Source organism: Candidatus Sarcina troglodytae, assembly GCF_015708635.1.
GTDB lineage: Bacteria > Bacillota > Clostridia > Clostridiales > Clostridiaceae > Sarcina > Sarcina ventriculi.
The window spans coordinates 1,975,162-1,994,664 of sequence record NZ_CP051754.1; the positions used below are offsets into that span (position 1 = coordinate 1,975,162).

Genomic DNA, 19,503 nt, shown 5'->3' on the forward strand with positions numbered 1-19,503 from the left:
TTAATATTAAATCAATATTCTATCAACTTTTTATTATAACATTTATATTAAATTATTAACAAATTAATTATTTATATACCTATATATATGTTAAAAAGATTAAATATTTTACTATTATATTTTCGGTTGCTGTACTGTTGCTGTATTTATATAAAAAAAAGCCTATTTCCCAATTAGAAAATAGCTTTATTACTTACTTTATGGTGCATCTAGAGGGATTTGAACCCCCGACCTTTGGATTCGAAGTCCACCGCTCTATCCAACTAAGCTATAGATGCTTAAAATATGATAAAGACAATCTATTATATAGATTGTCTTTAATGGAGCGGGTACCGGGAATCGAACCCGGGTATTCAGCTTGGAAGGCTGACATTCTACCATTGAACTACACCCGCATATATTAATTTAATGGTCGGGGTGACAGGGATCGAACCTGCGACCTCATGGTCCCAAACCACGCGCGCTCCCATCTGCGCCACACCCCGAAATGGTGTACCTTTAGGGATTCGAACCCCAGGCCCACGCCTTAGAAGGGCGTTGCTCTATCCAGCTGAGCTAAAGATACACATTGTAAAACATTTTACTGTTTTATTGGAGCGGGTACCGGGAATCGAACCCGGGTATTCAGCTTGGAAGGCTGACATTCTACCATTGAACTACACCCGCATGTGGAGCGGAAGACGGGACTCGAACCCGCAACTTTCACCTTGGCAAGGTGACACTCTACCATTGAGTCACTTCCGCATACTTATATTTTTTTATTTTAATGGTGCAGATGAAGGGAGTCGAACCCCCACGCCAAAGGCGCTAGATCCTAAGTCTAGTGCGTCTGCCAATTCCGCCACATCTGCATCTTATGGTGGCTCACCGGGGAATCGAACCCCGGACACCATGATTAAAAGTCATGTGCTCTACCGACTGAGCTAGTGAACCAAGTTTTGGCTGGGGTAGCAGGATTTGAACCTACGAATAACGGAGTCAAAGTCCGTTGCCTTACCGCTTGGCGATACCCCAACATGGGGTGAACGATGGGAGTCGAACCCACGACAACCAGAGCCACAATCTGGTGCTCTACCAACTGAACTACGTCCACCATATGGTGTACCTTTAGGGATTCGAACCCCAGGCCCACGCCTTAGAAGGGCGTTGCTCTATCCAGCTGAGCTAAAGATACACATTGTAAAACATTTTATTGCTTTATTGGAGCGGGTACCGGGAATCGAACCCGGGTATTCAGCTTGGAAGGCTGACATTCTACCATTGAACTACACCCGCATATATTAAATTTAATGGTCGGGGTGACAGGGATCGAACCTGCGACCTCATGGTCCCAAACCACGCGCGCTCCCATCTGCGCCACACCCCGAGGCTCATCTAGCAACCTCTTGCTGACGACAATAGTTATTCTACATCATCACCGATATTATGTCAACACTTTTTATTAATTTTTTTATATTTTTATATATATATTATTTAATATAAGTTTAATTTCTATAATTACACTGTTTTTTACGTGTTTTAAACCTCTATTAATAATTTTAAAAGTCAAATTTTCTAACTTTTATTTAAAAACAACAAGATGTTAATTTTAGGCTTATAAATAATCTAAGCCAAGCTAGCCTAAAATCAACATCTTTATAAATTATTTTATTGTAAAACTTGATGGATATATTTCATTACCTTTTATCTCTATAAAGGCAATGGATGGCACCCTATCTTTAGGAAGAGATGGACTCCCTGGATTTATAATCCATAATCCATCTTCTTTTGAAATAATTTTTATATGAGTATGTCCAAATAACACAGCATCTACTTCCACTTCTTTACCTTTATAAAATATGTTATTTAACCCCATTTTAACTCCATATTTATGTCCATGAGTTATAAAAAATTTTTTATTTTCAATTTTCACTATTAATTCATCTGGGAAATTAGCTAAATCACAATTTCCTTTTACCCCATAAAATGTACAATCAAGTCCATCTACTATTTTTTCTGCATCGTCTATATTATCACCTAAATGAATCATATATTTTACGTTTCTTTCTTTAATTTCATTTCTTATTTTTAAAATAGTATTTTCATTATCATGAGTATCACTTACAACCGCTATTAACATTTCTCTCTCCCTACTTCGTCTTTTCTATTTTATTATCTAAATTAAAAATATTTATTTTATTTTTCAATTCTTTAAGTGCTATTCCTCTATGACTTATCCTATTTTTTTCTTCAGGAGTTAGCTGTGCAAAAGTTTTATTCAATCTAGGTATATAAAACAATGGGTCATACCCAAATCCATCATTACCTTGTTTTTTTTCAGCAATAATGCCTTTACATCTCCCCTCTATGAATAATTCTTTTCCTGTCCAATCTACTAAAGCGATAGAGCATATAAATTCCGCATTTCTATCATTCTCTTTAACATCCTTTAATTTTTCAAGAAGCTTTTCATTATTTTTATCATCATTTCCATGTTCACCTGCATACCTTGCTGAAAAAACTCCTGGTTCTTTATTTAAATATTCAACTTCTAGCCCAGAATCATCTGCCATAACTATAAAATCTTTCTCACCTATATTTATTAAATATTTTCTTATTTCTTCTGCTTTTTTATAAGCATTTTCTTTAAAAGTATGCCCATCCTCTACAACATCTATATTTATGTTACATTCTCTTAGAGAATATATACTTAAATTTAAATCTTTTAATATATTTTTTATTTCACTTATTTTATGTTGGTTATTACTTGCTACTATTATCTTCAAATTCTCTTCCTCCTCAAATATAATAATATTTATACTTAATTATTACTATTTTCATCATAGCATATTAGGGGTAATACCACTATCATAATATTATTAAAAATCTCCAACAAATATTTAAAAATGAATTATTTATAAATTTTAATCTTTATAAAATAAGTCAAATTATTTTTACAAAATAATATTTATCTATATATTATTATTTAGCAATATTTAAAACTCAATTTCATATTAATAATATCAAGAATTATTTTTAAGAGGTTGATAATTTGAAATATATTGGACAATTTTTCAGAATGAATTCACTCTCAATAGAAGAAATAGAATCACAACTTTTATTTTTTTGTAGAGAATCCTTAAAACATATAGTTTTAGAATCTAGGTGTGGAATTTGCATAAATTATAAAACCTTAAAACCCTTAGCATCTGATAATTATATAGAAAATTTCAAAAACAATACACCATTGCTTTGTATATATAAAAAAGGTAAACCCAACATATATTCATCTAAGTATTCTAAAAGTTGGGACATGAGTACTTTTAAAAAAGACGTATTAATTCTTCCAAATGCTCTTATGACTTTATCTATGCTAGAAACTACTAAATACTACGATAGATTTCAAGGAATAAATAGCTCTATTTATAATATTTCAAAATTATATAAAGATTTAAGTAAAATTCAATTAGACTTTTATTATAATCATTTAAGAAATGCTGAAGGTTTTTTTGTAAATAAAAAGGATGAACGCCAAACAGAATCAAAAGAATTTAACTTTTCAGAAAAAGATGCTAGTTTTAGCTTTATAGATCAAGGATATATGATGTTGTCTTATTATTTATATTCTATTACTTGTAAAAATAATAAAGATAGTGCTGAATTTAAAAGTTTCTCTTTAGAAATTTTAGATATGTTTTTCAATCTAAAAGAAAATTTATACTCTGAATCTTTTAATAACTGTTGCAATTTATGCTTGATTTTTAATATTATGTATGAATATTCGAAGAATGAAAGATGTAAAAACCTACTTATAGACTTAAGTGAATTTACTCTTTCAAAACATACAGAAAGTACAATTTCTCTATCCAACATAGAAAACATCACTCTGCTTTCTCTCAATATGCTTCTAACTTATAAAAATACTAATATTTCTTTATTTAAAGATTCATTTAATGATATAAGTATACTTTTAAAAAATCTTTATGATGAGGAGAAATCTAATCTTAAAAAAACTAGCAATAAAAAAGATATAAAATATTATTCTAAAGAATTAGTACCTTTTTTAATAAATCTTATCGTATTCTCTTATGAAAATACTGATAGTAAATTAAATAATATCGTATCTACTTTTTATAAAAAATATTTCTCTGACTCAGGATTAATAACAAGTTTTCCAGATGCTCCACCACTTGACTCTAATGAAAGATATAAAAATTTTTCATTAAAATCAGACGACTTACTTGATGAAGCTATGTTTAGAATCACCAATACTCTAAGTCCTAATCTAAGTGGATTAGCCCCAATATTTACAAAAAATATAGTTTACTCCACCAAAAAAAATACACTTTCAAATTCAAATATTACTTTTGATAGTTCTATAAATATGTTCTTAATTTTCTTATCACTCCACATACTAGATAAGTACAAGAATAATAATATTTTAAATAAAATAAAACAAACAACATATTCTCTTAGCGATACGAATAAGACCAATGATAATAATATAATTAATGATTACATTAGCGAAAGTATTGACTCATAAAAACTAAACTCGTACAAATATTTGAATTTAACTTTAGTCATATTTTAAAATTAACAATATTAATTTAATAGATAGCTTTAACTTAATAATCAATTTCTTTAAACATATATGATGTTGATTTTAGATAATAATTAAACTCTATGTTATTTTTTAAAGCTTAGCTTATCTAAAATCAACAATTAGCAAACAAAATTTACTTTAAATAACTTTACTTTTTATATAAATCTATATTTTAGTATACTTAAGAATTAAATTACCATTTGCATCAATATATAAATTATCTATTTTACTAGATTTACACCATAAAAAATTTTTATAATATAAAGATATTATGCTATAATCATCTCTTAAGCTTTCATTTAATTCCTCAAGAATATAATCATTACTTAACTTATAAGTATCTAAATCAAAATCATCTATATATATATCAAATTTTTTCTCTTTCAAATAATTTTCTAACTCATTATCATCTAAAAGAGTTATTTCGACTGATATATCATATTCATCTTGAAAAATGTTTTTTATAAATTCAGATATTATTTTATTTTCAGATATATTTTTTCCTACTAACGACACTACTTTTTTTCGAGTATCTAGTTGATTTAAAAGTTTCTTAGCATTTTCTTTTAGTTTAGGCTTTTCATTTACCTCATACTCTTTAGTTAAATATAATGATTTATTTAATAAATCATTATATGCAATATCATTAACTGCCCACATACCTAAATTATATTTAATCATATAGCTATCTAATATTTCTAAAAATATCCCGTCAAATAGTCCCTTTCTAAATCTAATATCTGATGTTATATTATTTTCATTATTAAATACTAATACTTTTATCACATTAGATGGGTAATATTCCACTGCTGTATGCATTTCTCCCTTATCTAAAGACAATACAGGTGGAGATGATACTATATCTATATTTTCTAAGTTATATGATGCAAAATCCGCTTCAACAGATTGTTGCTCTTTTATTTTTATTTCTTCCATACTTATAGCATCATCTAAATAATAATCATTTCTTTTTAAAGTAATATCAGATGCTGATGTATTAGATATTGTATACGCACCTGTATATCGTATTTTTGAATAGTTATCCTTATAATAATTAAGAGGTTCACTTACATCTCTAAGCCTATATACAGGCTTTGACAATTTCTTTAAAAATTCTTCATCACAAGTATTTAACGTTATTACTATAGTTTTCTTGTCTGTTGCCTGTATTTTTACATTTTCAAAATCACAAACACCATTCTTATAATCCTTAGCTCCTTCAATCGTATATAATTCATCTAATTTATAATTCTCATTATCTGGAGATAAAATATATTTAAAATAATCTATAAAATCAAATGATGTTATTTTTTCCCCATTACTCCATTTGATATCCTCTCTTAACTTAAATATATATTCCAAACCATCATTACTCACTTTCCAACCTTGGCATAAAGATGGAATTACATCTCCACTCTCATTCATTTCAACTAACCCTTCAAATAATGAACAAATAACATCATTTTCTCTATCAACTGTTTCCTCACTATTTATTAAAGTTTCAGGTATTTTTTCTATGGAATAAACAAGTACCTTTTCTTCACTTTTATAACTAACAGTTTCTTCACTATAACATCCACTTAGTACAAAAACCATCATAATAAGCATAACACTTAATCCTATTTTTTTTTGCATAATAGTAATAACTCCTAAATAGTTTTAATATCTTAAAATTATTGACTTTAATAAAATATTTAAACATTTAAAATTTAGGAAAATATCTTCTAAAAGATAAATTGCTTGAACTAAAGTTTTTACTTAAATAAAACTTTTTATCTTTAACAACAAAATTTATGCCATCTACTAGAATTATAGGTCTATTAAAAAAAGTATTATAATTTATATTATACACATCTTGAAGAAACACTCCTGTAGTTATATAATAAGCCTTTTTCGCATTATTTTTATCATAAATTTCCAAAAAATTATTATAATCTAATTTATTAACAGCTAATGTTTTGTGATACTTTACAATATATACCTTTTTTCTTCTTTTAATCTTAAAAGTAACTTCATTATTTTTTTTGCTTATTATTCTATATTTCAAGGATTTTTGATGACATTCTTCTGTTATAATTTTATTTATTTTATTTACTGAAATTCTATTTAAAAATATTAGCCCTTTTTCTATTTTATCTTTATGAAGCTTTAATATAACAGTATCTATAAAATGCAAAATCATCCCCTCCTTTTTATCTATATTTAATTATATGAATAGAACTAGTAATTATTTAATATATTCTATCCACAAATTATTTATATAAAACTTAAGGAAGGGATGATTTTACTTTAATTTATCTTCAAATTCAATTTCTGATAAAATATTTAATTTTAATAATTTTGCTTTTTCATATTTAGAACCTGCTTCTTTTCCAACTATCACATAGTCTGTCTTTTTACTTACACTACTTGAAACCTTAGCCCCTAAAGATTCTAATTTCTGTTTTATTTGCGTTCTTGAATAGTTTTCTAATGTTCCTGTAACTACTACAGTTTTACCCTCAAATTCGTTATTTGTTACAAATTTCTCTTCATATACAGGTGTAACTCCTATATTTATCATATCATCTATAATTTTTAGTATTCTCTCTTCTTTAAAAAAGTTTATTATACTATTAGCTACTATATCTCCAATATCCGCCACTTGTATAAGTTCATCAAAAGTCGCTCGTTTTATGGCATCTAAAGATTTAAACTGTTTCACTAAATCTTTAGCCGTTTTTATCCCCACATTAGGTATATTTAAAGAGTATATAAAAGATTCTAATGAACAATTTTTGCTTCTTTCTATTGCATTTAATAAATTATTAGCCTTTTTATCTCCAAATTTATCTAAACTCAACAACTCTTCATAAGTTAATCTATAAAGATCTGATATTGCTCTTATATCCAATTTCTCAAAAAGTTGTTCAGCTGTTTTTTCTGAAAACCCTTCAATATTCATTGCTTCTCTGCCAGCAAAATGAACTATAGCCTTTACCATTTGAGGTTTACACCCTAAAGAGTTTTCACAATATATATGAACTCCTTTTTCTTCTTTTATAAGATGAGAGCCACAAGCTGGGCAAACTTTCGGTGGAATTATATCTATTCCATTTTCAAAACTATCTTGTGAAATTCCCATAATTTCTGGTATAACATCATTACTTCTTCGTACAAATACCCTTAAATTTATTTTTATACCCTTTCTAGATATGTCATCTATATTATTCAAAGTTGCCCTTTTAACTGTTACTCCAGCTAATTCTACTGGTTCTAATATAGCAGTTGGTGTAACCCTACCACTTCTTCCAACATTCCATTCTACATCTAAAAGCGTTGTTGTTGTCTCTTGTGCTTCAAATTTATAAGCTATTGCCCACTTAGGGAATTTCACAGTATTACCTAAAAGTTCTCTAGTTTCTATATCATCTATTGCTATAACCAATCCATCTATATCATAATTTAAATCAAATCTTATATTTTCTATATATTCTATTTCCTTCTTAATATCATCTAAAGATGTGCATACCCTTATGTATGAATCCACTGGAAACCCTTTAAACTTTAAAAATTCTAACATACTTTTGTATGTTTTAAACTTTGTATTTTTACTATATCCTATGTCATAAAAAAAAGTTGATAAATTTCTTTTAACAGTTTCTGCTACATTTAAATTCCTTAAAGCTCCTGCCGCACCATTTCTTAAGTTTTTAAGAGGAATTAGAGCATCTTTATTGTATTTTTCAAAAGCTTCTTTAGTCATAAGAGCTTCTCCATGTACTTCAATAAAATCATCAAAGTCTATCTTTAAAGGAATTGATTTTATTGTTTTAATTTGCGCTGTTACATCCTCTCCTATAGTTCCAGTTCCTCTTGTTGCTCCAGTTAGCAAAACCCCATTTTCATCATATGACAAATTAACTGTTAGTCCATCAAATTTTTTAGTAACTATATACTTTAAGCTTGGAAGTTTTTTATCGGGATTTACTCTGTTATATTCATCTATAAATTTCAAATTTTTAACATGCCAATCTCTTATTTCTTCTATACTTTGAGCCTTATCTAAACTAAAAAGTTTTCCTTTATGAGCATATTTTTTGAATTCAGGAAGTATCTTATCACCAACCCTTTGAGTTGGTGAATAAGGAATCACATATCCTGTTTCTCTTTCTAAGTTTACAAGTTCATCATACTTTTTATCATATTCTTTATCCGAAACTGATGGATTTCCAAGAACATAATATTCATTAGCATATTTATTTAATTCATTAACTAAATTTTCTATTATAATTTTTTTATCCACTTTTTTCTCCTAAACTATAACAATTCTAAATGGGCAAAACTTAACATTAAGTTTTTTATTCCTTGATTATCAAAAGCTATTGTTATCTTATAATCTGATCCAACTTTCATTGCAGTGATTATTGTTCCTTCTCCAAATTTTGAATGCTTTACTTTTCTTCCAGGAGTAGCTGTTTCTGCTGTACATAAATTTTGTTTATCCTCTTCATCAGATAAAATTTCTTTAAGTTTTTTATCAACAGCCAAAGATGATTTACTATTATATTTATTATAATGACTGCCTCTTATGCTATGAGGATTAGAATATGCACTATTTAATCTACTTCTAACCTTATCAACCTTTGAGGTTGCTTTATTTTGTTTTTGCTTGTTTGTTTCATTCATTATCATATTTTTTAAAGCTTCAGGTACTTCTTTTAAGAAATCTGATTCTTGATATGAAACGGTTCTACCAAAAACCATTCTGCTCTCAGCTGATGTCATATATAGCCTTTCTTTAGCTCTTGTTATCCCAACGTAACAAAGCCTTCTAGCCTCTTCCATTTCTTTTATCTTGTCAAAGCATCCCATGCTTGGAAACATTCCATTTTCCATTCCAACCATAAATACAACTGGAAACTCCAATCCTTTTGAACTATGAACTGTCATAAGCATAATACAATTATTCTCTTCATCCATAGAATCCATATCTTGAACTAATGCAACTCTTTCTAGATATGCAGATAATGATTTATCCTCATTATTTTTTTCAAAATCTACAGCATCTGATACCAATTCCTTTAAGTTTTCAATCCTACTCTCATCTTCTAAGCTTTTAGACTCTTCAAGGGATTTTAAATATCCACTTTTCTCTAAAACATACTGTATAAGTTTTGAAACTGAAAGTGTTTGTGACATAACCACTAAGTCTTCAATTATCTCTATAAATCTTTTTATTGGATTTATAGCTCTTGTTGTTAATCCAGGTATAAAATCAACATCAAGTAATGCATTATACAATGTACTCTCAATCTCATCTGCATGTTTTTGAATTTTTTCTATAGTAGCATCACCTATACTCCTCTTTGGAGTGTTTATAATTCTTCTTAAACTTATAGAATCTTGAGGATTAACTAAAACCTTAAGATATGCTAAAATATCTTTTATTTCCTTTCTGTCATAAAACTTAAGCCCTCCAAATATTTTATATGCAATAGCTGACCTTCTCAAAACCTCCTCAAATACACGAGATTGTGCATTAGTCCTATAAAGAATTGCAAAATCCCTATACTTTAATTCTTTTTCTTTTACAAGTTCCTTTATCTTAGATACTACAAACTCAGCCTCTAATTTATCAGAATAAGCTCTATAAATCCCTATTTTTTCTCCGTTATCTTCTTGAGTCCTTAAAACTTTTTGTTTTCTTTCACTATTATTTTTTATAACACTATTAGCTGCTTCTAGTATATTTTTCTTTGATCTATAATTTTGCTCAAGCTTAACTACAATTGCATCTGGATAGTCCTTTTCAAAATCCAATATATTTCTTATATCTGCGCCTCTCCATTCATAAATACATTGGTCATCATCGCCAACTACACATATATTTTTATATTTATCAGCTAAAAGTTTTACAAGTTCATATTGTGCCTTATTCGTATCTTGATATTCATCTATCATTATATATTTAAACTTATTTTGATAAAATTCTAATATATCCTGATATCTCCTAAATAACTCTACAGTCTTAAATATCAAATCATCAAAATCCAATGCATTGTTTTCTTTTAATTTTTTTTGATATAAAACATAAGCATCTGCTATCTTATTTTTTCTAAAATTCCCTTCATTCTCTCGTTTAAAGGTACTAGGAGTTATAAGCATATCCTTAGCTTTCCCTATTGTTGCCAATATTTCTCCATCAGTTATATCTTTTTCATTTATATTAAGTTCTTTCATTACATGCTTTATAAGAGTTTTTTGATCTGAAGTATCATATATTGAAAAATCTTTTTTATATCCTAATTTATCTATTTCTCTTCTTAAAATTCTTACACATGATGAATGGAAAGTTGATATCCACATATTATCAGCCTCATCACCAACTAAAGCCCTAACCCTATCTTTCATCTCTTTTGCCGCTTTATTTGTAAAAGTTATAGCTAATATATTGTATGGTCTTATGTTAAGCTGTGAAACCATATAAGCTATTCTATGAGTTAAAACTCTAGTTTTTCCTGACCCTGCTCCTGCTAATATAAGCACCTGTCCTTCAATTGTAGAGGCTGCAATGTATTGCTCCTTATTTAATAAGCTTTTTAAATCCACTCAAACCACTCCTTAATTTTATCTATATAGACATTATACCATACTACTTTACATTTTCCTTAACTCTATATTAATACTCATTATTATAATTATCTCTTCAAATCCCAATTTTAAAACCCAATAATAAAAAAGACTATTTGTATATTTTATAAATAGTCTTTTTTACTTATTTTTTTAGTTTTTATTTATGTACTTTTATATAAAATAAAAAACGTAACCCTTGGGGCCAGGTTACGTTAAAGCAATAAGCAATAAATAAAAAGGGGGCTATTCTTCCTTTTATTTATTCTTGCATAATAATTATATTAAATGCTAAAAAAAATTGCAATAGTTTTAAAAAACTTTCTCATATCATCTTTGAAAACAATATCAATCCTATTTTTCTTTAATTTTTGTTAAAAACACTTGTTAATTTTGCAAGTTCTTCTGCAGTTATCTCTCTGTATTCCCCTTCTTCTAAACTTTCATCTAATTCTAATTCACCAAATTTTATTCTTTGAAGATATTCAACTCTTTTATTTCTAGCTATAAACATTCTTTTTACTTGATGAAATTTCCCTTCTTGAATTGTAACTTTTACCTCTGATGAGTCTTCAAAATTATTTATTATTTCAAGTTTTGCACTCATACACTTATACCCATCATCTAAAGTTATACCATCTTTAAAAGCCTTTATATCTTTCTCGTTAATAGGTGCATTAATTTGGGCAAAATACACTTTATCTACATGATTTTTGGGAGAGATAAGTTTGTGATTAAGTTCCCCATCATTAGTTAAAATAAGAAGCCCTACCGTATCTTTGTCTAATCTTCCAACAGGAAATGGTTGAAATGCCTGATCTTCTGCATAAAGCAAATCAATAACTGTTTCATCTCTATTATCAAATGTTGCAGATACTACTCCCTGAGGCTTATTCATTAATAAATATATATATTTTCTATAAAATATTTCTTCTCCATTTATAACTATTTTATCTTTCTCAGGATTAACTTGTATGCCACTATCTTTTGCTAATAGCCCATTTACAGTCACCATTTTCTTTTTTATTATTTGTTTTAATTCTTTTCTTGTTCCATATCCTAAATTTGATAATACCTTATCTAATCTTTCCATAAAATTCCTCCTAAAGTTCTTTTACTTATTAATTTTATCTTATATTCAAAATTTATAAAACAAAAGAATATATTTTGTAAAAAGCTCCTTATTAAAGGAGCTTTTAAACGATAATTATATAACTTTAAATTCAAACATATCGTAATCTTCATAAGCACATTTTTTATAATGACTTTTCGCTAAAACTAAAACTCTGTAATCTCCTTCTTTAAGTGCTCTAAAAGTGTAATAATCTTTTCTACTATAATTTTGAACTAAATTCCAATCTCCATCTTTCATAATATAATATTCATAGCAAACCTCAGTTCCGCCATCACTTTCTACATTAAATGTAATTTCTTCATTTAACTTAAATTCTTTCTTTTCTGAAATCAATCTCGTTGAGGTTATAGGCAGACAATCATTAACATAAAATTTTACTTCCTTTTTACTATCATATTCCGTTATACACTTCTTATTTTTAGCATAAATTTCAACAGTATATTTCCCTGAACATTTAGGTATAATATTTATTTTTTTGCTAATCTCATAATCAGTCTCCTCAACTACTTGTTCATTTATTTTTGTTATATATTTTATTAATGTATCTTTAGTATTTTCGGTTATTATTTCTATATCCACCTTATCTCCCACTAAAAAATAACCATTAGATGGAAGTAATATATGTTCTATATTAGCTTCTAAATATTCCTTTACCCTAAAATATGAATTAGTATGAGTATCATATTCTTTCTCTGAATACTTATCCTTTATTTTTATCTCTAACTTATATTCTCCCTCTTCCCTCGGAATAAACTCAATCCAATTTTTATCGCTATAAGCTGTACTTGCTATCACTATTTCATCTCTTGTAACTTCAAATGAATATCTAGTATTTTTTCCCCCATCTGTAATAACTTTAACATTTATAGGTTCATTTTTTATATAATTTTTTTCTTTACTAAAAACTATATCAGCTATTTTTATAGGTTTGGTTCTTTTCTTATCTATAACATAATTTATCTGAGATAAAGTTTCGTATTCACCTTTAAATGATTCATCTTTAACCAAAAGAGTTATTAAATATTCTCCCTCTGCTTTTGCTTCCCAAAGAAATGTGGTATTTTTACTAAAACCTGAATCCTCACCTATCGGACCATCTATTTTAAATCTATATAAAAGATTTTTTCCTCCTTTTGCTAAAGCTTTTATAAGTATGTTAGACCCTATAACCTGTGGTGAATTTAAATCTGTATCAAAAGTTTTTAAGTTTATTGCTTTATACGGCTTTACTTCATAGACCATAACAGCCCTATCATCATATTCTCTATTTGAATACATATCTTTTATAAGACAAAGCAATTTATATTTCCCTGGAACTTCTTCTTCAAAAGATATAGTATTTTTTGATGAATAATCCTGAATATTACATCCCTTTCCATCAGAATTTATTTTTACAAACTTATAAAGTGCTGTTCTATCATCTTCAAAACTACCCTTTACCTCAAATGTCAATTGATTGTTTGCAACCATCTCTTTTGTAAGACACTTAAAATCCGTTATCTCTGGTCTTTCAAAATCACAAACTTTAAATGGTATTGTTCTAAAATCATCAAAATTATGAGTTGATTCTGGAATTTTACATTCAACTAAAAATTCAAATTCACCACTTCTATTAGCCGTATACGTAATTGTATCCTCTGCAGTATAATCTTTTATAAGCTTCCAATCCTGTTTACTACCGATAAAATACCTAAACATAAGAGGAGATTTATATCCTTCGACTTTAATTGTTATTTTATCACCTATCTTAAACTTATTCTTTTCAATATATAAATCCTTTATAAGCTTATCATCATAATCTCCTATAGTTATACTTTGAGACACCTTATAATCAAATGGCTTCTTAGAATCTTTTCTCCTTGCTTGAGCTATTATCATATAATTTCCTTCTTCCTTTGGAACCCATTCTATATGTCCATTTTCATTTTTATCAAAATCACTTATAGTATCCCAAATTCCATCTTTACCTGCTAAAATTTTATATGTTAAAGCATCCTTAGTATTATTAGTAACTTTTATATCTACCCATTTATTATCTTTTATTATACCTTTTTCTTCTATTTCTAATAGCAAATCTCCCATGTATACCCTCCCCCAACTGTTAACAATCGATACATATATTATAAATTATATATTATTTGCCATATTATGTAAATAAAAATAAATGTTTTTTAATTTATTTGTTCCTAAATGTATAATAGTGTTCTTTATTGTTAATAATAGTAAAGTGTTATAACACTATAAATCTCCTAATTTTATTATATCCATATAATAAACCATAAAAGCCTCAAATTATTTTGAGGCTTTCTAATTACCTTTTATGATACTATTTATAGCTCTAGCCTTTTAATTTTATATATTTAAAAGTATTTATTTATAAAAACAAAAACTATACCAAAAATCTTGATATAGTTTTTAAAACATATTAAATTATAAACTTCTTTAATATTAAATTAAAGTCTATCTTCTAAAGTTTTCTTTAAATCTTCATATCCTGGTTTTCCAAGAAGAGCAAACATATTTTTCTTATATGCTTCAACTCCTGGTTGATTGAATGGGTTTATATTCATTATATAAGCACTCACACCACAGGCTTTCTCAAAGAAATAAACTAATCTACCAAAGTAGTATGGGCTTATTTCTGGAACATTAACAACTAAATTTGGAACTTCTCCATCTGAATGTGCTAAAAGTGTTCCTTGAAATGCTTTTTTATTTACGAAATCAATAGTTTTTCCAGCTAAAAAGTTTAATCCATCAGCATCATTTTCAGTTTTTTCTATTACTATTTCTTTTGAAGCTTTTTCTATATTTATTACTGTTTCAAAAAGATTTCTTCTTCCTTCTTGGATATATTGTCCCATTGAATGCAAATCAGTTGAAAAATCTACAGCTGCTGGGAATAATCCCTTACCATCTTTTCCTTCTGATTCTCCAAATAATTGTTTCCACCACTCATTAAAGAAATGAACGCTTGGCTCATAATTTACTAATATTTCTATAGCTTTTCCTTTATTATATAATGCATTTCTAGCTGCTGCATATTTATAACAAACATTTTCTTTTAATGATGGATTAGAGTATTCCTCTCTTGCATCTTGTGCTCCTTCCATCATTTCATCTATATTAATTCCAGCTGCTGCTATTGGAAGTAATCCTACAGCTGTTAAAACTGAATATCTTCCTCCAACATCATCAGGTATAACAAAAGTTTCATAACCTTCTTCAGTCGCTAAACCTTTTAATGCACCTCTTTTAGCATCTGTTGTTGCATATATTCTCTTCTTAGCTTCTTCTTTTCCATATTTCTTTTCCATGTATTCTTTTAAAACTCTAAATGCTATAGCAGGTTCTGTTGTAGTTCCTGATTTAGATATAACGTTTAAGCTTATATCTTTTCCTTCTAAAACATCTAATAATTCAGATAAATAAGTTGAACTTATATTGTTTCCTGCATATACTATAGCTGGAGTTTTTCTTTCTGCTTTAGATAACATATTATTGAAGTTATGAGTTAACATTTCAATTGCAGCTCTAGCTCCTAAGTAAGATCCACCAATTCCTATAACCACTAAAACATCTGAATCATCTTGTATTTTCTTAGCTGCTTTTTTTATTCTTGCAAATTCTTCTTTATCATAATTTACAGGTAAATCAACCCATCCTAAAAAATCATTTCCAGCACCTGTCTTATTGTGTATCTTATCATGTGCCATATTCACAGCTTCTTGCATATAAGCTATTTCATGATCCTTTAAACTTAAATCTGCTTTTGATAAATCAATAGTTAATCCTTTTCTCATTAGATGTTGCCCTCCAAAATATAAAATTTAAATATTTTTATTAATAATCAGTATATTATTGCTTAGGAAAACATTTTTTCCATAAGAATATTATATCATAAATTTTTATGCATGTTTATTACTAAGTAGTTAATTATATTATTTTTCAATCTATTCACATATAAATACAGTATACCTCGTCAATACAATTTTAAACATAAAAAATCTAGTACACCTAATCATAGATATACTAGACCTTTATTTATATAAATGTGATTTTTTTGGCTAAATTATTTTTTATTCCCATTCAATAGTTGCTGGTGGTTTAGAAGTTACATCGTAAACTATTCTATTAACTCCTTTAACCTGATTAACTATTCTTCTAGAAACTTTATCTATAACCTCATATGGTATATGAGCAAAGTTTGATGTCATACCATCTGATGATGTTACAGCTCTTAATCCTACAGTATGACAATAAGTTCTTTCATCTCCCATAACACCAACTGATTGTATGTTAGGTAAAACTGCAAAGTATTGCCATATTTCACTTTCAAGTCCTGCTAAAGCTATTTCTTCTCTAAATATAGCATCTGCTTCTCTAACTATTTCAAGTTTTTCTTCATTAACTTCACCTAAAACTCTTATAGCTAATCCAGGACCTGGAAACGGTTGTCTCCAAACTAAGTGATGAGGTATTCCAAGTTCTTCACCAACTGCTCTAACTTCATCTTTAAATAATTCTCTTAAAGGTTCTATCAAAGAAAATTCTATATCTTCAGGAAGTCCTCCAACATTGTGATGACTCTTTATAACAGCTGAAGTTCCTGTTCCACTTTCAACAACGTCTGGATATATAGTTCCTTGAACTAAGAAGTCTATTTGCCCTAATTTCTTTGATTCTTCTTCAAATACTCTTATAAACTCTTCACCTATTATTTTTCTCTTTCTTTCTGGATCAGAAACCCCTGCAAGCTTTCCTAAGAATCTATCTTGAGCATTTACTCTTATAAGATTCATATCAAAGCCTTCTCTAAATATCTTTTCAACTTGATCTCCTTCATCTTTTCTAAGTAGACCATGATCAACAAAGATACAAGTTAATTGCTTTCCAACTGCTTTATGAACTAAAACAGCAGCAACTGATGAATCAACTCCGCCAGATAAAGCACAAATAAGCTTCTTATCTCCTACAACTCTTTTTATTTCAGCTATCTTTTCTTCTGCAAAAGATGCCATTGACCAAGATGGTTCTAAATCACATATATTAAGAACGAAATTTCTTAACATATCTTTACCAAATGGAGTATGCTCAACTTCTGGATGGAATTGAACTCCATAAAGTTTCTTTTCTTCATTAGCTATAGCAGCTACTGGACATACATCTGTATGTGCTATTATTTTAAATCCTGCTGGTGCCTCTGCTACGTAATCAGTATGACTCATCCAACAAACTTCTTCTTTTTCTATTCCTTTAAATAATTTAGATGAATTATCTAAATTTACATGACTTTTTCCATATTCTCTAACTGGTGCAGTATCAACTCTACCACCTAAAATATGAGACATTAATTGTTGTCCATAGCATATTCCAAGAACAGGTACACCTAATTCAAACACTTCTTTTTCTATTTGAGGTGTATCTTCTCCATAAACTGAGTTAGGACCTCCAGTAAATATTATTCCTTTAGGATTTTTATCTTTTATTTTTTCTATTCCATAGTTATATGGTACTATCTCGCAATAAACACCAAATTCTCTAACTCTTCTAGCTATAAGTTGGTTATATTGTCCACCAAAATCAATAACTAATACTAAATCTCTCAAAGTGTATCCTCCGTTAATTTTAAAATTTTATCTAATTTATCTTACCACATAGGCTATTGATTTACACTATAGTTTGGCGCTTCTTTAGTTATATTTATGTCATGAGGATGACTTTCTCTTATTCCTGAAGATGTTTGTGTAACAAAAGTAGCATTTTCATATAAATCTTCTAAAGTAGCCGCTCCTAAATATCCCATACCTGATCTTATTCCTCCAAGTAATTGGTATATTGTATCTGCAACATGACCTTTATATGCTATTCTTCCTTCAACTCCCTCTGGAACAAATTTCTTAGTTCCATTTTGGAAATATCTATCACTTGAACCTTTTTCCATAGCTCCTAAAGAACCCATACCTCTATAAACTTTATAACTTCTTCCTTGATAAATTTCCATTTCTCCTGGCGCCTCTTCACAACCTGCAAATAATGAACCCATCATTGCAACTTGCGCACCACCTGCTAATGCCTTAACTATATCTCCTGAATATTTTAAACCACCATCTGCAATTACTGGAGTTCCTGTTTTTCTAGCTTCTTCAACACAGTCCATAACTGCTGTTAATTGTGGCACACCAACACCTGCAACTATTCTTGTAGTACAAATTGAACCTGGTCCTATTCCTACCTTTACACAGTCTGCTCCGGCCTCTACTAAATCTCTAACTGCTTCTGCTGTAGCAATATTTCCTGCTATTATTTGAAGATTTGGATATTTAGCTTTTATCTTTTTAACTCCTTCTAAAACCCCTTTACTGTGTCCGTGAGCTGTATCTAAAGTTATAACGTCAACTTGAGCTTTTGCTAAGGCATCAACCCTTTCCATCATGTCTTTTGTTATACCAACTGATGCTCCACATAATAATCTGCCCTTAGCATCTTTTGCAGCATTTGGGAACGCTTTAGCTTTCTCTATATCCTTTATTGTTATAAGCCCCTTTAAGTTATTATCATCATCAACTAAAGGTAATTTTTCTATTTTATGTTGTCTAAGAATTTGTAAAGCCTCTTCTAAACTAGTTCCTTCTTTAGAAGTTACTAAAGGTGCCTTTGTCATTACCTCTGAAATTTTTTTAGTATAATCTGTTTCAAAAACGATATCCCTATTAGTTATAATTCCAACTAATTTATTTCCTTCAGTTACAGGAACACCTGATATTCTATATTGTGCCATAAGGTCTAAAGCCTCATTAACTGTATGATTTGCAGTTAATGATATTGGATCTGTTATAACTCCATTTTCTTGTCTTTTAACTCTATCAACTTCTTTAGCCTGTTCTTCTATAGTCATATTTTTATGGATTATACCTATACCACCTTCTCTTGCAATTGCTATAGCCATTTTAGATTCTGTTACAGTATCCATACTTGCACTCATAAGAGGTATGTTTAATGTTATAGATTTTGTTAATTTAGTTTTTAAACTTACTTCATTAGGTAAAACTTCAGATTTGTTAGGAACTAATAATACATCATCAAAGGTATAAGCTTGTTTTAATATTCTTGCCATTTTTTTCACTCTCCATTACTATTTTTAATATCCATATTTGTTAAAAGAATAGATAAT

At 28.5% G+C, this 19,503-nt stretch carries 12 protein-coding genes and 13 tRNA genes; 1 reads left to right on the forward strand and 24 read right to left on the reverse strand.

Annotated features, from left to right (window positions below):
* Nucleotides 1-201: 201 nt before the first annotated feature.
* The 15 genes from HH195_RS09085 to HH195_RS09155 form a co-directional block, all read right to left on the reverse strand.
* A tRNA-Arg gene (locus HH195_RS09085) sits at nucleotides 202-278 on the reverse strand.
* Between the two features lie 43 nt (nucleotides 279-321).
* Nucleotides 322-395: transfer RNA gene (locus HH195_RS09090), tRNA-Gly, on the reverse strand.
* Between the two features lie 14 nt (nucleotides 396-409).
* A tRNA-Pro gene (locus tag HH195_RS09095) sits at nucleotides 410-485 on the reverse strand.
* 3 nt (nucleotides 486-488) lie between these two features.
* Nucleotides 489-565: transfer RNA gene (locus HH195_RS09100), tRNA-Arg, on the reverse strand.
* Between the two features lie 27 nt (nucleotides 566-592).
* Nucleotides 593-666: transfer RNA gene (locus HH195_RS09105), tRNA-Gly, on the reverse strand.
* A 3-nt stretch (nucleotides 667-669) separates the two neighbouring features.
* Nucleotides 670-744: transfer RNA gene (locus HH195_RS09110), tRNA-Gly, on the reverse strand.
* Between the two features lie 23 nt (nucleotides 745-767).
* A tRNA-Leu gene (locus HH195_RS09115) sits at nucleotides 768-851 on the reverse strand.
* A 6-nt stretch (nucleotides 852-857) separates the two neighbouring features.
* A tRNA-Lys gene (locus HH195_RS09120) sits at nucleotides 858-933 on the reverse strand.
* Between the two features lie 6 nt (nucleotides 934-939).
* Nucleotides 940-1,014 (reverse strand) — tRNA-Gln (locus HH195_RS09125).
* A 3-nt stretch (nucleotides 1,015-1,017) separates the two neighbouring features.
* Nucleotides 1,018-1,093: transfer RNA gene (locus HH195_RS09130), tRNA-His, on the reverse strand.
* A 4-nt stretch (nucleotides 1,094-1,097) separates the two neighbouring features.
* Nucleotides 1,098-1,174: transfer RNA gene (locus tag HH195_RS09135), tRNA-Arg, on the reverse strand.
* A gap of 27 nt (nucleotides 1,175-1,201) precedes the next feature.
* Nucleotides 1,202-1,275 (reverse strand) — tRNA-Gly (locus HH195_RS09140).
* A 15-nt stretch (nucleotides 1,276-1,290) separates the two neighbouring features.
* Nucleotides 1,291-1,366, reverse strand: a tRNA-Pro gene (locus tag HH195_RS09145).
* Nucleotides 1,367-1,642: 276 nt separating this feature from the next.
* Entirely contained in the window at nucleotides 1,643-2,119 is a 477-nt protein-coding gene (locus HH195_RS09150) for a metallophosphoesterase (protein WP_196370906.1), read from the reverse strand.
* A gap of 10 nt (nucleotides 2,120-2,129) precedes the next feature.
* Complete coding sequence (locus tag HH195_RS09155; RefSeq protein WP_196370907.1) at nucleotides 2,130-2,765, reverse strand: XTP/dITP diphosphatase; 636 nt, start codon at nucleotides 2,763-2,765, stop codon at nucleotides 2,130-2,132.
* A 293-nt stretch (nucleotides 2,766-3,058) separates the two neighbouring features.
* On the opposite strand from HH195_RS09155, the gene HH195_RS09160 reads away from it, so the two are divergent.
* Entirely contained in the window at nucleotides 3,059-4,522 is a 1,464-nt protein-coding gene (locus HH195_RS09160) for a hypothetical protein (protein WP_196370908.1), read from the forward strand.
* Nucleotides 4,523-4,747: 225 nt separating this feature from the next.
* On the opposite strand, the gene HH195_RS09165 is transcribed toward HH195_RS09160, so the two are convergent.
* From HH195_RS09165 to guaB, 9 genes are all read right to left on the reverse strand, one after another.
* Nucleotides 4,748-6,217 carry an ABC transporter substrate-binding protein gene (locus tag HH195_RS09165; protein ID WP_196370909.1) on the reverse strand — a complete coding sequence of 490 codons (1,470 nt, stop codon included), beginning with the start codon at nucleotides 6,215-6,217 and terminating at the stop codon, nucleotides 4,748-4,750.
* A 67-nt stretch (nucleotides 6,218-6,284) separates the two neighbouring features.
* Entirely contained in the window at nucleotides 6,285-6,758 is a 474-nt protein-coding gene (locus tag HH195_RS09170; protein WP_196370910.1) for a hypothetical protein, read from the reverse strand.
* Between the two features lie 108 nt (nucleotides 6,759-6,866).
* Nucleotides 6,867-8,867 carry an NAD-dependent DNA ligase LigA gene (gene ligA / locus HH195_RS09175; protein WP_196370911.1) on the reverse strand — a complete coding sequence of 667 codons (2,001 nt, stop codon included), beginning with the start codon at nucleotides 8,865-8,867 and terminating at the stop codon, nucleotides 6,867-6,869.
* 14 nt (nucleotides 8,868-8,881) lie between these two features.
* Nucleotides 8,882-11,173, reverse strand: coding sequence for a DNA helicase PcrA (gene pcrA, locus HH195_RS09180; RefSeq protein ID WP_196370912.1), 2,292 nt, complete (start codon nucleotides 11,171-11,173; stop codon nucleotides 8,882-8,884).
* Nucleotides 11,174-11,558: 385 nt separating this feature from the next.
* The gene (locus HH195_RS09185; RefSeq protein ID WP_196370913.1) at nucleotides 11,559-12,287 is read right to left on the reverse strand and encodes a pseudouridine synthase; all 729 of its coding nucleotides are present in this window, start codon (nucleotides 12,285-12,287) and stop codon (nucleotides 11,559-11,561) included.
* Between the two features lie 114 nt (nucleotides 12,288-12,401).
* Entirely contained in the window at nucleotides 12,402-14,411 is a 2,010-nt protein-coding gene (locus tag HH195_RS09190; RefSeq protein ID WP_196370914.1) for a triple tyrosine motif-containing protein, read from the reverse strand.
* A gap of 371 nt (nucleotides 14,412-14,782) precedes the next feature.
* Complete coding sequence (locus tag HH195_RS09195) at nucleotides 14,783-16,132, reverse strand: glucose-6-phosphate isomerase (RefSeq protein WP_055260062.1); 1,350 nt, start codon at nucleotides 16,130-16,132, stop codon at nucleotides 14,783-14,785.
* Nucleotides 16,133-16,408: 276 nt separating this feature from the next.
* Nucleotides 16,409-17,938 carry a glutamine-hydrolyzing GMP synthase gene (guaA, locus tag HH195_RS09200; protein ID WP_196370915.1) on the reverse strand — a complete coding sequence of 510 codons (1,530 nt, stop codon included), beginning with the start codon at nucleotides 17,936-17,938 and terminating at the stop codon, nucleotides 16,409-16,411.
* A gap of 53 nt (nucleotides 17,939-17,991) precedes the next feature.
* Nucleotides 17,992-19,446 carry an IMP dehydrogenase gene (gene guaB / locus HH195_RS09205; RefSeq protein ID WP_196370916.1) on the reverse strand — a complete coding sequence of 485 codons (1,455 nt, stop codon included), beginning with the start codon at nucleotides 19,444-19,446 and terminating at the stop codon, nucleotides 17,992-17,994.
* Nucleotides 19,447-19,503 lie beyond the last annotated feature (57 nt).

Coding starts and splice junctions, on each gene's coding strand:
- HH195_RS09150 (WP_196370906.1), bottom strand. CDS start 2,119: ATGTTAATAGCGGTTGTAAGTGATACTCATGATAATGAAAATACTATT.
- guaB (WP_196370916.1), bottom strand. CDS start 19,446: ATGGCAAGAATATTAAAACAAGCTTATACCTTTGATGATGTATTATTA.
- HH195_RS09160 (WP_196370908.1), top strand. CDS start 3,059: ATGAATTCACTCTCAATAGAAGAAATAGAATCACAACTTTTATTTTTT.
- HH195_RS09185 (WP_196370913.1), bottom strand. CDS start 12,287: ATGGAAAGATTAGATAAGGTATTATCAAATTTAGGATATGGAACAAGA.
- HH195_RS09195 (WP_055260062.1), bottom strand. CDS start 16,132: ATGAGAAAAGGATTAACTATTGATTTATCAAAAGCAGATTTAAGTTTA.
- HH195_RS09165 (WP_196370909.1), bottom strand. CDS start 6,217: ATGCAAAAAAAAATAGGATTAAGTGTTATGCTTATTATGATGGTTTTT.
- HH195_RS09190 (WP_196370914.1), bottom strand. CDS start 14,411: ATGGGAGATTTGCTATTAGAAATAGAAGAAAAAGGTATAATAAAAGAT.